At 38.7% G+C, this 15,024-nt stretch carries 14 protein-coding genes and 1 pseudogene; 11 read left to right on the top strand and 4 right to left on the bottom strand.

Translation table 11 applies throughout. The features are described 5' to 3' along the window. Window positions 1-47: 47 nt before the first annotated feature. Window positions 48-1,349 carry an adenosylmethionine--8-amino-7-oxononanoate transaminase gene (bioA, locus tag AC0L7Q_RS07895; protein WP_413402081.1) on the bottom strand — a complete coding sequence of 434 codons (1,302 nt, stop codon included), beginning with the start codon at window positions 1,347-1,349 and terminating at the stop codon, window positions 48-50. A gap of 95 nt (window positions 1,350-1,444) precedes the next feature. Here bioA and bioB point away from each other — a divergent pair, with 95 nt between their 5' ends. The 7 genes from bioB (at window position 1,445) to htpX (ending at window position 8,007) form a co-directional block, all read left to right on the top strand. Continuing rightward, complete coding sequence (gene bioB / locus AC0L7Q_RS07890; RefSeq protein ID WP_010390068.1) at window positions 1,445-2,485, top strand: biotin synthase BioB; 1,041 nt, start codon at window positions 1,445-1,447, stop codon at window positions 2,483-2,485. 14 nt (window positions 2,486-2,499) lie between these two features. Next, complete coding sequence (locus AC0L7Q_RS07885) at window positions 2,500-3,654, top strand: aminotransferase class I/II-fold pyridoxal phosphate-dependent enzyme (RefSeq protein ID WP_409425500.1); 1,155 nt, start codon at window positions 2,500-2,502, stop codon at window positions 3,652-3,654. After that, window positions 3,651-4,484, top strand: coding sequence for a methyltransferase domain-containing protein (locus AC0L7Q_RS07880; RefSeq protein WP_413402079.1), 834 nt, complete (start codon window positions 3,651-3,653; stop codon window positions 4,482-4,484). The genes AC0L7Q_RS07885 and AC0L7Q_RS07880 overlap by 4 nt, the downstream gene beginning before the upstream one ends. 10 nt (window positions 4,485-4,494) lie before the next feature. Beyond that, window positions 4,495-5,178: a dethiobiotin synthase gene (gene bioD, locus AC0L7Q_RS07875; RefSeq protein ID WP_413402077.1), complete on the top strand. Its 684-nt coding sequence runs from the start codon at window positions 4,495-4,497 to the stop codon at window positions 5,176-5,178. A gap of 156 nt (window positions 5,179-5,334) precedes the next feature. Beyond that, the gene (locus tag AC0L7Q_RS07870) at window positions 5,335-5,598 is read left to right on the top strand and encodes an NAD(P)-binding protein (RefSeq protein ID WP_418157348.1); all 264 of its coding nucleotides are present in this window, start codon (window positions 5,335-5,337) and stop codon (window positions 5,596-5,598) included. Next, the gene (locus AC0L7Q_RS07865; RefSeq protein WP_418157347.1) at window positions 5,538-6,893 is read left to right on the top strand and encodes an FAD-dependent oxidoreductase; all 1,356 of its coding nucleotides are present in this window, start codon (window positions 5,538-5,540) and stop codon (window positions 6,891-6,893) included. Before AC0L7Q_RS07870 ends, AC0L7Q_RS07865 begins: the two co-directional genes overlap by 61 nt. A gap of 250 nt (window positions 6,894-7,143) precedes the next feature. Next, window positions 7,144-8,007, top strand: a complete 864-nt coding sequence (gene htpX / locus AC0L7Q_RS07860) for a protease HtpX (RefSeq protein ID WP_075169202.1) — start codon at window positions 7,144-7,146, stop codon at window positions 8,005-8,007. A gap of 73 nt (window positions 8,008-8,080) precedes the next feature. On the opposite strand, the gene gloA is transcribed toward htpX, so the two are convergent. After that, the gene (gene gloA / locus AC0L7Q_RS07855) at window positions 8,081-8,608 is read right to left on the bottom strand and encodes a lactoylglutathione lyase (protein ID WP_413402073.1); all 528 of its coding nucleotides are present in this window, start codon (window positions 8,606-8,608) and stop codon (window positions 8,081-8,083) included. Window positions 8,609-9,009: 401 nt separating this feature from the next. Here gloA and AC0L7Q_RS07850 point away from each other — a divergent pair, with 401 nt between their 5' ends. From AC0L7Q_RS07850 to AC0L7Q_RS07840, 3 genes are all read left to right on the top strand, one after another. Continuing rightward, window positions 9,010-10,383: an ATP-binding protein gene (locus AC0L7Q_RS07850; RefSeq protein WP_409425493.1), complete on the top strand. Its 1,374-nt coding sequence runs from the start codon at window positions 9,010-9,012 to the stop codon at window positions 10,381-10,383. Beyond that, complete coding sequence (locus tag AC0L7Q_RS07845) at window positions 10,383-11,087, top strand: HNH endonuclease (protein ID WP_409425492.1); 705 nt, start codon at window positions 10,383-10,385, stop codon at window positions 11,085-11,087. The genes AC0L7Q_RS07850 and AC0L7Q_RS07845 overlap by 1 nt, the downstream gene beginning before the upstream one ends. 495 nt (window positions 11,088-11,582) lie before the next feature. Continuing rightward, complete coding sequence (locus AC0L7Q_RS07840; protein WP_409425491.1) at window positions 11,583-11,864, top strand: hypothetical protein; 282 nt, start codon at window positions 11,583-11,585, stop codon at window positions 11,862-11,864. A 1,210-nt stretch (window positions 11,865-13,074) separates the two neighbouring features. Here the strand turns inward: AC0L7Q_RS07840 and AC0L7Q_RS07835 are convergent. Continuing rightward, window positions 13,075-13,305, bottom strand: a pseudogene (locus AC0L7Q_RS07835) (IS110 family RNA-guided transposase); the annotation flags it as partial. After that, complete coding sequence (locus AC0L7Q_RS07830) at window positions 13,266-14,111, bottom strand: IS110 family transposase (protein WP_418157346.1); 846 nt, start codon at window positions 14,109-14,111, stop codon at window positions 13,266-13,268. The gene AC0L7Q_RS07830 and the pseudogene AC0L7Q_RS07835, both read right to left, overlap by 40 nt. Window positions 14,112-14,541: 430 nt before the next feature. Between AC0L7Q_RS07830 and AC0L7Q_RS07825 the strand changes: the two genes are divergently transcribed. After that, window positions 14,542-14,790: a hypothetical protein gene (locus AC0L7Q_RS07825; RefSeq protein WP_409425488.1), complete on the top strand. Its 249-nt coding sequence runs from the start codon at window positions 14,542-14,544 to the stop codon at window positions 14,788-14,790. Window positions 14,791-15,024 lie beyond the last annotated feature (234 nt).

The raw sequence follows: 15,024 nt of genomic DNA, 5'->3' as shown, positions 1-15,024 counted from the left end.
AGAGGTATCAATTAAATTTTAACTTTTGCGGTTAAATAATTAACTATCTATACGTAATGTTTACCCTTTATGGCGCTATATATTGCATCACAAAGGTGTTTTATACTGGTGTCGTCACTTATATACGGCGGCATTAGGTAAATTAGTTTACCAAAGGGTCGTATCCACACTCCTTGGCTAACAAAGTAAGCCTGAATTTTAGCTACATCTACTATTCCTGCCTCATCTGTCAGCTCTACCACGCCAATTGCACCTAAAGTGCGAACATTCGCTACATCAGTAAGTGAGTTACACTGATGTAATTGCTGTAGCGCTTGGTTTATTTCACAAATTCGCTGTTGCCAATTTTGTTCCAGCAACAAGTCTATACTGGCACATGCCACAGCGCAGGCGAGTGGATTGCCCATAAATGTAGGTCCGTGCATCAAAACACCGGCTTCACCTTCGCTAATGCCTATTGCTATTTTGTCGGTCGTTAATGTGGCTGATAAAGTCATAGTGCCGCCGGTAAGTGCCTTACCAATGCAAAGTATATCTGGCTGTACATTGGCGTGCTCTACAGCAAACATTTTACCTGTACGGCCAAAGCCTGTGGCAATTTCATCACAAATGAGCAATACATCGTATTGAGTACATAACTTGCGCACACAGGCTAAATATTCAGGATGATAAAAGTTCATTCCTCCCGCGTTTTGCACTATGGGCTCAATAATAAAGGCGGCAACGTGCTGGTGGTGTTTTAAAAAATAGTGTTCTAGTTCATCCGCCTCGGCTTGATTAAACTCGTCATTAAATTGGCTAATAGGTGCAGGTACAAATACATGCTCAGGTAAAAAGCCAGAGTACAAGCTATGCATAGAATTAACTGGATCGCACACACTCATGGCCGCAAAGGTATCTCCATGATAGCCCTTAAACGGAGTCATTAACTTTTGTTTAGTACTAATACCTTGGCTTAACCAATACTGCAGTGCCATTTTAATCGCTACTTCAACACTTACCGAGCCACTGTCGGCTAAAAATACTTTATTTAAATGCTCGGGCGTTATCGCTACTAGCTTTTTAGAGAGCTCCACTGCGCTGTAATGAGTAATGCCGCCAAACATTACATGGCTCATTTTATTGATTTGCTCTGTCATCGCATTATTTAAAACGGGATGATTGTAACCATGTATTGCGCTCCACCAAGAGGCCATACCGTCAATGAGTTTCTCGCCTGTTTCTAGGTATATAAGGTTGTGAATGGCGTGTGTAACAGGATAAACCGGAATTGGTTGAGTCATTGATGTATAAGGGTGCCAAATGTGATTTCGGTCAAAATCAAGGTCTATTGTGTGTTTTATGCTCATATGTAAACTTTAAGTAAGTGGGCTCCGTTGACAATGGTACGGCAATACGTATTCTAAGCCAATAACACCAAGAGCAAAAAATAAAAGAGAGTATTATGGAGCTTGCAACAGTTCGCCACGATTGGACCCATAGCGAGGTTAAAGCCTTATTTGAAATGCCGTTTAACGATCTGCTTTTTAAAGCGGCGACGGTACACCGTGCTAATTTTAATCCTAATCAGGTGCAAATTTCTACTTTACTATCAATAAAAACAGGTGCTTGCCCTGAAGATTGTAAATATTGCCCGCAGTCGGGTCATTATAAAACCGACCTAGAACGAGAGCGCCTGCTAGAGGTAGAAAAAGTAGTAGAGCAAGCACGCCTTGCAAAACAAAAAGGCGCCACCCGTTTTTGTATGGGCGCTGCGTGGTCAGATCCTAAAGATCGTGATATGCCGTACATTTCAAAAATGGTTAAAGAAGTAAAAGAGCTTGGCCTTGAAACCTGTATGACGTTGGGCAAGCTTACCAATGAAAAAGCCCATGCATTGAGTGATGCAGGGCTTGACTACTATAACCATAATTTAGATACCTCACCTGAATATTACGAACAAATTATATCTACCCGTACCTTTGCAGACAGACTAAACACTATCGATCATGTGCGTGATGCCGGTATGAAAGTTTGCTCAGGCGGTATTGTCGGAATGGGTGAGCAACCCAGCGATCGTTATGGGTTATTAATGCAATTGGCTAATTTGCCGCAGCAACCAGAAAGCGTCCCAATTAACATGCTAGTAAAAGTAAAAGGAACACCGCTTGAAAACGTAGACGACTTAGACCAGTTTGAGTTTATTCGTACTATTGCCACCGCGCGTATTATGATGCCGCACAGCTATGTACGTTTATCGGCAGGGCGCAGCGCAATGAATGAGCAAATGCAATCGATGTGTTTTTTTGCCGGTGCTAATTCCATTTTTTATGGTGATAAACTTCTTACTACTGAAAACCCAGAAGCAGATGCCGATATGCAATTAATTAAAAAGCTGGGTATGAACCCTGAAACGGCCGAAGACTATTCAGATGAAGCCGTTGCTGCGTCGTTATCTTCTAAAGTGGCCGATAAAGCCAGTTCAGAATTGTTTTATCCTGCTTAACATTGTGTATTGCTATGTCATTTGATTTTATAAATAGCCATTTACAAGCGCGCCAGCAAAGCGCGCTTAACCGTAAGCGTTATGTTATTGAGCAGGCCAGTGCGCGTGAAATTATAGTTGATAATAAACGCTATCTTAACTTTGCCAGTAATGACTACTTAGGCTTTGCCGATGAGCCCACTTTACTTGAGGGCTTACAGAGCTTGGGAAGTCACAGCTCCGCTTTAGTAACAGGCTATCAAGGTGCGCAGCAACAGCTCGAAAAATACTTATGTGCTCAGTTGGGCTATAACAATGCCATGCTGTTTAATTCGGGCTTTAGTGCTAATAGCAGTGTTATAAAAGCGCTATTTCAAGATAAAGCCATTGCTCAGCAAAGTGCGATTTTTCAGGATAAACTTAATCATGCGAGCTTAATTGATGGCGCACTGCATGCAAACGCGGCGCTTGTACGCTTTAACCATAACGACATGAATCATTTACGTTCACGGCTGGAAAAGTCCAATGCTAAGTATAAATTGATTGTGAGTGAGGGTGTATTCTCAATGGATGGCGACCAAGCACCATTAACTGAGTTACTGAGTTTAGCTAAAGCACATAACGCCTGGTTAATGATAGACGATGCGCATGGCTTTGGCGTACTGGGTAAATCGGGTTTGGGAAGTTGTGAGCCACTTATAGCGGCAGATAATTTACCAGATATTTTAGTGATCACCTTTGGTAAAGCGGTGGCAAGTAGCGGGGCGTGTGTATTAGGTTCAAGTGAATTTATTGATTACATGTTGCAGTTTAACCGCGATTACACTTATTCGACTGCAATGTCGCCATTTATTGCTTCGCATACATTATCAAGAATTAAAACCATACGTGATGCTAACCACAAGCGTGCAAAATTAAACGCTAATATTGCTTTATTTAAACGTTTAGCCAATGAGCACAAAATTGCTTTAATGGATTCGACCACTGCCATTCAACCCTTAATTTTAGGGTGTGCCGAACAGACTCTAAAAGCTTGTGAGCAGCTCAAACAACGGGGGATTTGGCTAACCGCTATTCGTCCGCCCACGGTGCAGCATAATACATCAAGGCTACGCATTACCTTAACCGCCGCCCATACCGAGCAAGATATTACAACATTGGTAAGCTGTTTAAAAAAGGCCATTGCATGATAAGCGCACACGCTACAAATGCTAACTCGCGTATAAAGTCACCGTTAGCTTGTTTAGCTGTTAATAGTTTAAAGCAGGTAACGCAACGCAAGTTTTCAACGGCGGCAAACCAATATGTAGCCCACGCACATGTACAAAAACAAGCTGCAATCGATTTAATTAAACTCATTAAGCTTGATGCGAGCACAAAGCACAAACATTGTGTTGATTTAGGTGCTGGGCCGTTAGTGAATACCGAAGAGTTACAAGGAATATATAAACAAGTAATTGCCATGGATTTAAGCCTTACCATGCTTAAAAATAGTGCAGTAACCGCACCGCGTATTTGCGCCGACATGGATAATTTGCCATTACAACAAAATAGTATTGATGTGGTATTTAGTAATTTTGCAATGCAATGGTCGGCTAATTTTGAAATGCTAATGTATTCATTACATTCAGCTTTAAAGCCCGGTGGGCAGGCGTACATAAGTACGGTGGTAGAAGGCTCACTTGGTGAAATAAAAACCGCGTTTGCCGCGCTCGATTCGCATAGCCACATTAATAACTTTTTAAGTAGCGATAATATAAACCAATCGGTCAAAAAGGCAGGGTTTATTGTTAATAACGCGACAGAGGTTATTTATACTGATGAGTTTACAAGCCCGCTTAAAGCGATTAGTTCAATTAAAGCCATTGGGGCAACGTCGCAAAATAAAGCAACGCAACGCCCTGGTTTATTAACTAAATCGGCGCTACAAAAAGTATGTGCGGCGTATCCGCTTATAAACAACCAAGCCCATGTATCTTACCATGTGGTATTGTTATCATTAGAAAAAGCAAAAATTTAAAGGTAAGGCAATGCAGCAATTTTTTATTACCGGTACCGATACCGACGCTGGTAAAACTCACGTAACCAGTTTGCTATTAAAGTTACTCGCTCAACATAAACAGCGCGCAATAGGCTTTAAACCGATTGCATCAGGGTGTGAACTTGCGTTTGATCAGCTTGTGAATGCCGATGCCTTAATGCTAATGGAAAGCGCGACCGTGAGCGCTAAGTACGACATTATTAATCCATTTGCTTTTGAGCCCGCCATAGCTCCGCACATTGCAGCAGAGCAAGTAGGAGTAAACCTAAGTGTTGAAAAGCTACGTACCGCTTATAAAAATGTGAAGCAACAAGGTGCCGACTACCTTTTAACAGAAGGTGCGGGCGGCTGGGCATTGCCAATTAATAATAACGAATATTTATACGACTGGGTAAAAGCAGAGCAACTGCCGGTAATATTAGTGGTAGGGATGAAACTAGGCTGTATAAATCATGCGTTACTCACTGCAGCACATATGCAAAGTATGGGTGTTAATTGCATTGGTTGGATTGCTAACCAAGTTGATGCCACCATGGGTGAATACCAAGCAAACCTAGATTCACTTAAAACACGTTTACCATTCCCGCTGCTTGCTATAAGCCCCTATACCGAGCAAACCCCTAAATTACAAATTTATAAAACCCTTCTTACTGCACTTGCTATAAATGCCTAAACTATACTGCTTTGTAATTTTATAAATATACAAAGCAGTTTATATATTAAATACACCGGTTTAATAAATATGTTTAGCGCCTTGAAATACACACCTTGTATGCATATATAACGCTAATTACACAGTGCTATTGTTACTAAGGAAATAACAAATACCATGACCCACCCATTTATTAAGAACTACGCTTATAATACGCAGGTTAAGGCCGAATCAGATCTACCAAAAAGTGCTCTGCCTAAAACCCGTGTAGGAATTTTAGGTGGGGGAACTGCAGGGGCAACAATTGCGATTCGCCTTGCGGCATTGGGCATAAAAACGACTATATTTGAGAAAAAAAGTCACTTATTGACGGCCCTCCTATGTGTCATCTGCACGCCGGTGGTAATTTATACCGTGAAATTCCAGATCAAGACTGTATAGATTTACTTAAACAATGTATTGATATTTTACGACTATATCCTTACAGCATAGATGTACGCCCAACTGTATTTGCTGTGCCAACGCGTGATGATGATTCACCAGATGATTTACTGCCAAGGTTAGACAAGCTTACTAACGCATATAAAGACTTAATTGAACAAGATCATAATAATAAAGTTCTTGGCGAGCCTGATAATTACTATCAGCTTTATAGCCATGAGCAAATGATAACCTTGAGTAAAAAAGAGCAGGTTACTGAGCCTAAAACGCTAGATGAGTGGATGATCCCCGTTGCTAAGCATTTAAACTTAAACAAAGTAAAATACCCACTTATTGTTGTTCAAGAATACGGTTGGAATATATTTAGATTGTCAGCAAGTGCACAGCTTGCGCTTGCCCAGTACGAACACGCTAACTTGCTTACCAGCACAGAGGTAAAGCAAGTCAGCAAAGTTGAGCAAAGTAGTGCTAACAATCAAATGCCAAAATGGAAAATTGAATACCAAAACAACCAAAGCAAAACGACCCAAACAGCAGAAGTAGATTACCTTATAAACGCTTGTGGCTTTCAAACCGGTATTGTTGATGACATGGTAGGCGTAAAGCCCAAGCGTATGGTCGAATTTAAAGCCTCATACATTGCACACTGGCAAGGCGCTGGCGGGCAAATACCCGAAATTATTATTTATGGTAACCGAGGCACACCTGAGGGCATGGCACAATTAACGCCGTATCCTAATGGCTTTTATCAAATTCATGGCATGACTAACTCAATTACCTTGTTTAACGATGGCCTAGCAGATACAGCCGAGCAAACGGCACAGCCACAGCTGCCTGCTAAGCACTTAAATTATATAAATAATGGTTGGGATCAGCAGGTGCTAAAAGCACGTGGTCAAAAAGCGATTGATTATGTAGCTGAGTTTGTACCAGCATTTAAAAACGCTAATACGCAAAACAATGCCTTGTTTGGCGGCCAACAGATCCCAGGCGAAGACGACACCTTGCGCGTTGCAGACGTAAGCTTATATTCGCATATTTGCTACGCTCGAGCCGAAAATGTAAAAGCGTCATCAACTTTGATCGCTGCTGACGAAATAGTAGCTGAATTTATAAAGCTTGGTTTAATTTGCACAGAACACGACAGTAATAACCACCGTAAGCATCACCAATGGGCCTACCTTAAGAACAGTCGCAATGAAGATATAAGTAAAATTGCACAAGTACTTGCAAAAGAGCGAGGCTTCCCCACAGATATGGCAAATGTTAATCACGGTATATATAAAAGTGTATAGTATAAAAATAAAATAACTTATTGAATTATATTGTTTTTATAAGTTATTTTTTACTGTTAAACAGAAAAAATCCTAAAAAGCTTAACTTAATTAAATATATAAAACTTTAAAAATATCCCTTGCGTTATGACATAGTTTGTCACAAAATAGCGCTGACGTTATGACATAGTGTGTCATAACGCAGTGATTGCTATAGCCGATCAACAAAAAGAAATCGCTCAGCAATAAATGTTATTTTTGGAGACCATGTATGAAACGTGTATTTTTGTTTTTATTAACTAACTTAGCGGTTATGTTGGTATTAGGTGTTGTGCTTTCAATAATAATGAGTGCGCTGGGCTTAAGCCATCGTAGCCTGGGTGGTATTTTATTAATAGCTGCTGTGTTTGGTTTTGGTGGGTCGTTTATTTCTTTGTATATGTCGAAATGGATGGCGAAAAAATCAACTGGTGCACAGGTTATTACTAAACCGAGTAACGAAACCGAGCAGTGGTTAATGAACACGGTTGCCGCGCAAGCTAAAAAAGCGGGTATTAATATGCCTGAAGTGGCTATTTACGACAGCCCAGAAATGAACGCCTTTGCAACCGGCCCGAGTAAAAATAACTCGCTGGTGGCGGTAAGCACGGGTTTATTACACAACATGACCCAAGATCAAGCCGAGGCAGTGCTTGCGCACGAAGTATCGCACGTGGCTAATGGCGACATGGTAACGCTAACGCTTATTCAAGGCGTGGTTAATACCTTTGTTATTTTTGCCGCAAAAGTGCTGGCGGGCATTGTAGATAATTTTATAAATAGCGATGAAGAAGAGGGCGGCAGCAGCTGGACTTACTTCTTATTCGATATGTTATTCCAAGTATTATTTGGTGTACTAGCCAGTGTGGTGGTTGCCCATTACAGCCGCAAGCGTGAATTTGCAGCCGACAACGGTGCAGCTCAGTTGGTAGGCGCAGATAAAATGCGCTCAGCTCTTGAGCGATTAAAGCAAAACCACCCATCGCAATTAGAAGGGTCAATGATGGCCTTTGGTATAGCCAGTGGTAAAGGCATGGCCGAGTTGTTTTCATCTCACCCACCGCTTGATGCACGTATAGACGCACTACGTCGTTAAAAAATTCAAGTTTTTCACAGTACTTGTAAACAAAAAGCCTGCATTTGCAGGCTTTTTTATGTTTGATGGTTTTTTATTGCGATTGAATAATGTCAGTAATGCCCTCAGGCGAGAGTATTTCAATCCAGTAACCGTCAGGGTCTTTAATAAAGGCAAGACCTTTCATTGAGCCGCCATCTGGCTGTTTTACAAACTCCACATCGTATTTAGCAAAGCGCTCACAGGCAGCGTATACATCGGGCACGCTAATACCAATATGGCCAAAGCCTTTTGGTTCTTCATTACCACTGTGATAACCGGTAAAGCTGTCGTCGTTTTCAGTACCCCAGTTATGGGTAAGTTCAATCAGCGCAGGGCGGCGAAACACCCATTGTGTTTTTTCTTTATCATCACCCTTTGGCATGTCTTGCTCATAACCTAAAAAGTACAAAGTAAACTCCATATCAGGAAAGTCGTACTTACCTAACAGCTTCATACCCAATACGTTTTCATAAAATGCCAGCGACGGTTTTGGATCTTTAATACGCAACATAGTTTGCTGCATCACATAGCCCTCAGTGGCCTGTGCAATTTGCTCTGGAGATTCGTTATAGCTAGACATGAGATAATCCTTAATGAAATGACTGAAAAACCTTAATGGATTTAAAAAGGCAGGGTGTACGCTCATCATAATAAACAGCAGCAAAAATTAAAACCACCGAGCTAAATTACCAGCCAGTGAGCTGAATGTTTTATAAGCGAAAAATGGCATATTTAGCGATACTGTTTATTTATACAGTTCTTGGTGTTTTGTCCAATAACATTATTAAAAGTCGTTTTGGTGTATTTTAGCAAGGGGTGTTTTACCACCTACGTAATTACTTGTTTACATTGAAGTTGTTTAGTGGAATTATTGAACAATGTAATATAAGCCGTTTTGGGGTGTTATAACTCCCCAAAATGGTGTTCAATAAGCTGTTAGCTGTCTCATCGCATATCACTCAACCTTCAAGGATTGAAAATTTGTTAAATAAATATAGGTATAAAGAAAAAGATTTTCATTTTTCTAACAGAGATAAAGATCATGAACATAATATTTTTACTGTCATTGTTGGAAAAAACGGGACAGGAAAAAGTCGTTTAATGAAGTCAGTTATAGAGTCAATTATAGGTAAAAGTAATAGAAGTGGGGTTATAAGACCACGAGATACCTCTGAAGCTTTATTTCAAGAGATCAAAGATAATATTGAACTAGATAAAGAACCTGAAAAAATTATTGCTGTTTCTACAAGCCCTTTTGATAAATTCCCTTTAGATATTTATGGCCATTTAGATAAAAAATATTCTTATTTAGGTCTTCGTGATTTAAGGTCAAGAGATCTTGGTATGGCATATATGGCTAATATTTATCTATCTTTATTGAAGTCAGTAATAAATGAGTCAGGTAGAGCTAATAAAATATGTGAGGTGTTAGGGTTTCTGGGTTACTCACCAAAAATTGAAGCAAGGTACCACTTAGAGTTTTCTAGAAGAAGGATTCATGATGCTTTAGTTAGTTCTAATCCAGCTGAATATTTTATTGATAATTTTATATTAAACAAACACACCCCATTACATAGTAGTAGAACAAGAGGTTTTTTTGATGAAGATAGGGATATAGATATTTCTAAAGTTGAAAGGTTTCTTGAAATATATCGAAATATTGACCCCTCCAATCTAAAGCCAAAAGTAGAAATCTTTCTTGAAAGGAGCGGTATATTATTCCCTAATAATGAAATTTATGATGTAAATGATTTGTTCTTTTTAGCCGAAATCGGTGTTGTAAGATTAAGGGAAATCACTTTAGAAAAAAATAACGGGAAGAGTTTTCGCATCGGGGATGCAAGTTCAGGTGAACAAAGTGTTGTAATGAGTATACTCGGAATCGCGAGCCAAATATGTGATGATAGTTTGATTTGTATTGATGAACCTGAAGTATGCCTCCATCCCGAATGGCAAGAAAAATATATAGATATCTTAATTAATACTTTTAAAAGTTTTAAAGGTTGTCACTTCTTAATTGCAACACACTCCCCATTGATGGTATCTAAACTTAACGATAAAAATTGTTATTTAATGAAAATGGAGAATGGAGAAGCAACAAATGCGTCACAAATTAACAATAGGTCTGTTGACTTTCAACTTGTAAATATTTTTGGCACGCCTGGCTTTAAAAATGAATACCTAACAAGAGAATTAATATCAGTATTATCTTTATTTGGACAAACAGGAGCGTTAGACAAAATTACACAAGAGAAGCTTAAATTTTTATTATCTTTAAAAGATCACATCAGTGAAAAAGACCCAGTTTTTAAACTTATGGATATGGCTCAGGAAGCCCTGGTGGAGAGCCTGTAATGCCCAATGTTTTGATAAAATATAATAGCGAAGATCAGCTTAAAGTTGATGCTTATAATAATCTAGACGAAGATAGAAAAAGCGGAGAATATTGGGACGATAGTGACGGCCAAGATTTAAAGAAAATTAAAAAAAACATCAAAACATTTTATATCGAATCTCAAGGTTATACATGCCCGTATTGTCGGCAGACAATTGAAGTTGATCATAATGCTGTCTGGGATGCTGAACATATAATACCAAAAGATAAATTTCCTCAATTTTTATTTTCGCCGTTAAATTTATGTGTTGCCTGCAAAGATTGTAATTTGGCTAAGTTGAATAAAAATGTTTTAAAAAACAAAAATAGAAAAACTTTACCAGTAGAGAGCGATGATTATATATTTATACATCCAAATTTAGATATATATACAAAGCATATGAAAATCATGAAGTCATCGTTGTTTTTTATACCACTAGATTCTAAAGGAAAAGAAACAATTGAAATTTGTGGTTTATTACGTTTCTTATATAAATTTACTGATTATGGAGATATATCTCTAGAAGTTAAAGAAAAGGTTTCTATGCTGTCTGATGAGCTGCAAAATGCAAAAAGTGCTATTGAACAACACTTTATCCTAACATGCCTTGGAGATGTCGTTGAGCAAGGTAAGCAAAAAGCTCAAAAAGAATATATGGCTGGGCTGAGAGCTAAAGCCAGCTAACAAGTGACTATGGTGTCAATTCCTAATTTTAAACCATTTTAGGGTCCCACATGACACCATCCCTCACCATAGAAAAAATAAACTAGACACCCACTCTAATTTTTGCAGTTTGGCGAACTAAAAAACAAATGGGGTCAGATCTTGACTTCAGACATCAAAAGCTTTTCAAAGAAATGGCAAACGAAAGTGAATACGCAATGGCAACTGTACTGTTTGTTCATAACATAGAAAAGCTGCAAAACAGGCTGCATTAAAAAAGTGGAGCTTTTTTCAGCCGAAATATTGCGACTCAAGCACCTGTAATCCTCTTTAAAACATCTATTAAAACAATCTCAAATTCTCTTTTTATATTTTATATAAAATAGCGATAACTGATTGAACCAAAATACGAACTCGGCTATGGTTGATTCATCAATAAAGATAATTCTAAAACGAGTTAATCTACTGGCTTGTTATGTGTATCAGTGAGATTAGTTAACTTAGCAAAAGAATGAAATGAAAATACAAATTTTGATAATATCGACAGTATTGCTAGCATCATGTGCAACGACTTCAACAGGACCTACACCTGTTGGTGATAATAAGTATGTAATGTCTCGGCAAGAGGGCGCTTTTCCTTCTGGCAGTGAACCTCTCCTTCAAGAGGTTCTGCAAGAGGCAAACCGCTTTTGTGCATCTCTCGACAAAAAGATGAAGTTAATCAACTCAACCGAAAATCCCGGTCCTTATATTATGGGCAACTACCCGAAAGCGACAATTACATTTAAATGCGAGTAATGCCTGTTGGTATAGCTACTCATAGAAATGAAATTGAAACGGGCATTGGCAATAGCTGCCAACGCCGTTTAATATGGTGTTAGAAGATTAAGTCGAGGAATCAATTGTCCGTTAATCAACTAGAAATGAGTGAAGGAACAATTAGGCAAAGAAAACTTTTTCTTACCGCAAGTATATTTTTAATCTTGATGTTTCATGGAGGTGTATCTTTAGGAAATACCCTGAGGATATTCGGCACTTCGATTTCAGTAGAAAATCCAGAATTTCTAATCAGCTTCCTTATTTTCTCTCAAATCTATCTAGCTTGGAGGTTCTACAAATATTTTCATACAGACAAAGCTTATTCCGCACTAAAGTCTCAATACTCTCATGCTCTGAGCCAAAAACTAGACCAAATATTAATGAAGCATATATTTCGCTCTCTCCCGAAAGGCATAATTTCTTATACAGGAAGCCACAGCTACAGTAACCTATCAAAAACTGATGACTCCAAAGGAGTATACAAAATTAAAGTTGAATACCCTGTCGGTGGTAACGAGGGTTATGACTCCACTCTAATTACAGTCCCAAAGAAGATATTTCGGTTTCAAAATGTGCCAATTGCTATAAAGTTCTTGGTCCGAGGAAAAATAATATCAGACTACTATGTACCGATGTTGTTAGGCATTTACGCATTACTGGTAAACATCGTATAACAGGGGCAATCACCCGGAAAGCTTTAAGCTGTCTTCGTTTTTTGCGAAAGAACAAATGGGGTCACCCATTAGAAAGTTCCGGTCAAGCAGGCAGCTGTGTTTTCTTGATCTTTTTATTCAAAAACCAAGTGTTCTTATCATTTAAACTCAATTTAAATATGACTACGCATCCAGTAATGACGTCGATTGGTGTGAATATACACCTTGGTTTGAATAAAGAACGCCATATGAATTTAGGCAGTTTAATTAAGCATTATTGATGATTAATTAAGGCCCTTGGCTTTCGCCTCAGTCATCGTTTAGTACCAATGCCAGTCCAGTTTCTGGCTGTGTTTACACACTGCGCTGTAACAAGTTTGTGGTTTATGCTTACACATAACCAACCCTTTGTGGCTCAAACATTGGGCATATCCAGTATCTAAAATGTGAGCGGTTAACGTGCAGGCTCAATCAAATCTAATGGTTTTACCAACCCCATTAGTAGCTCAACACGTTAACCTAATTTTGTATAGTCGCTAGGTAAACGCCTTGTGTTCATCAAATGGGACATTGTCTTTAAGCACATGATAACACGCTCTTGCGAGCTTATGCGCAACCGTTTTAATTGCGATAACTTGGTTCGTTTTAGCCAGTTTTCGTTGATAATATTTTTTGATTGTCGGGTTGTACCGAATGGCAAAATTAGCGGCCTCAGTAAACGCCCACGCTAAATAACGATTACCATTCTTCTGATTAGTAGCGGCTTTTTTCTTTCCATTACTGTACCTTGCTCCTTTAACACAGCGACAATACGAAGAGAAATTCCTGGGCTATCAAAACGTTTAATCGTGCCTGTCTCTAACATAATGGTCAGTGCTAAGGTATTCCCAATTCCATCAATACTGGTTAGGTTCATAAACTCAGGGGCGAGTGATGTTTGTTTTAAAATAGCGCCTTCTATCACATTAATTTGCTGTTGAGCACAGCGTATTAATGAGAGGTTAGAAATGACTGACAGTGCTGTATTCATTGAGCTAAAGTCTGCGTGTACCTTCTCAGCATCAACGCCTTTTCTGATAGCGGCCATTTGTTTGATTTTGTTGCTACTGAGCTTGTATCCAAGATGACGCATGTAACAACTTTGTACTGATAATAGGTTTTTAGTGGACTGTTGAACAATGTCCATTCGTTTACGCATTAAGTCGCGAACAGCTCTGAGTTCACGAGGATAAATATAGCCCTCAGGCAGGATGTCTAGACGTAACATTTCAGCCAACCAGCGTGCATCACTGTGGTCGTCTGCATATTTTAAGCCTGAATATTGTTGAATTGCAGCGGGGTTCGCTAAGTGAAGCTTAAATTCTGCATCCATTAATGCATCAACTAACCAATACCAATTAAATGTTGATTCAACAAAAAGCCCTGCTAGCTTGTATTTATAAGGGGTTAGAAAAGATAAAATAACAGACATGTCATTATTTAAACGCTTAACGGTAAGCGTTTCACCGTGTTCATTAATGATAGCAATAACACAATTATTTGAATGCAAGTCAATTCCACCATATAGTTTCATACTAAACTCCTCGAGATACAGTTTATGTTTTGAACAACACAACTGTATCGAAAAACTCGAGGAGCTTTCTATATGATTATCAAATCCTAACTTCAGACATCAAAAACTTTTTAAAGGAATAGCAAACGAAAGTGAATACGCAAAGGCAACTGTACTTTTTTGTTCATAACATAGAAAAGCTGCAAAACAGGCTGCATTAAAAAAGGGAGTCTTTTTAAGCCGAAATATAGCGACTCAAGCACCTGTAATTCCCTCTAAAACAGCCATTAGAACAGCCATTAAGACAACCACACATTCTCTTTTTATATTTTATGTAAACTAGCGATAACTGATTGAACCAAAATAGGAACTCGGATATGGTTGATTCATAAATAAAAATAATTTTGAAACGAGTAAATCTACAGGCTCGTTATGTTTACAAGGAGGTTTTATGGAAGCACCATGGAACGGTGAAAAAGTTAGTTTGTTTATTAGAATTTTGGCAATAATATTTATTATCTGTGGACTTATTGCCTTCTGTAGCTTGTTATTTTCATTTTTTGAACGTGGTAATGTCAGTTTTGACAACCTAGATTTTGGGGCTGTAATCGGTATGTTATCAGCTCCTTATTGCTTCCTATTGTTTTTAAAAGTTGCGGTAACAGGTCATGCACCAAAATCATGGATTCCATGGAAGTAGTGTAAACATAACAAGGGTTTTCAAGTCGGGCTCGTCACAGTTTGCTCGGTTCCACTTCGTTTCACATTTTAGCAAACTGTTCGGCGCTTACAAACAAATGGGGTCAAATCTCGACTTCAGACATCAAATTCATACGGCAATCTTACAAGCTGCTTTTAAAATAAAATGCTGGTGGCTCACTAGCTAATTAATTTCTAAGTTAAATTTAAAGTAAAAGGAAGTTTTTATGAAAGG

The organism is Pseudoalteromonas sp. KJ63-1 (assembly GCF_055808145.1).
This window is presented reverse-complemented; position numbering and strand designations above follow the sequence as displayed.

Bases quoted from the DNA above. Each gene is read 5' to 3' on its own strand.
- bioA (WP_413402081.1), bottom strand. From the start codon at position 1,349: ATGAGCATAAAACACACAATAGACCTTGATTTTGACCGAAATCACATT.
- bioB (WP_010390068.1), top strand. From the start codon at position 1,445: ATGGAGCTTGCAACAGTTCGCCACGATTGGACCCATAGCGAGGTTAAA.
- AC0L7Q_RS07885 (WP_409425500.1), top strand. From the start codon at position 2,500: ATGTCATTTGATTTTATAAATAGCCATTTACAAGCGCGCCAGCAAAGC.
- AC0L7Q_RS07880 (WP_413402079.1), top strand. From the start codon at position 3,651: ATGATAAGCGCACACGCTACAAATGCTAACTCGCGTATAAAGTCACCG.
- bioD (WP_413402077.1), top strand. From the start codon at position 4,495: ATGCAGCAATTTTTTATTACCGGTACCGATACCGACGCTGGTAAAACT.
- AC0L7Q_RS07870 (WP_418157348.1), top strand. From the start codon at position 5,335: ATGACCCACCCATTTATTAAGAACTACGCTTATAATACGCAGGTTAAG.
- AC0L7Q_RS07865 (WP_418157347.1), top strand. From the start codon at position 5,538: ATGTGTCATCTGCACGCCGGTGGTAATTTATACCGTGAAATTCCAGAT.
- htpX (WP_075169202.1), top strand. From the start codon at position 7,144: ATGAAACGTGTATTTTTGTTTTTATTAACTAACTTAGCGGTTATGTTG.
- gloA (WP_413402073.1), bottom strand. From the start codon at position 8,608: ATGTCTAGCTATAACGAATCTCCAGAGCAAATTGCACAGGCCACTGAG.
- AC0L7Q_RS07845 (WP_409425492.1), top strand. From the start codon at position 10,383: ATGCCCAATGTTTTGATAAAATATAATAGCGAAGATCAGCTTAAAGTT.
- AC0L7Q_RS07840 (WP_409425491.1), top strand. From the start codon at position 11,583: ATGAAAATACAAATTTTGATAATATCGACAGTATTGCTAGCATCATGT.
- AC0L7Q_RS07830 (WP_418157346.1), bottom strand. From the start codon at position 14,111: ATGAAACTATATGGTGGAATTGACTTGCATTCAAATAATTGTGTTATT.
- AC0L7Q_RS07825 (WP_409425488.1), top strand. From the start codon at position 14,542: ATGGAAGCACCATGGAACGGTGAAAAAGTTAGTTTGTTTATTAGAATT.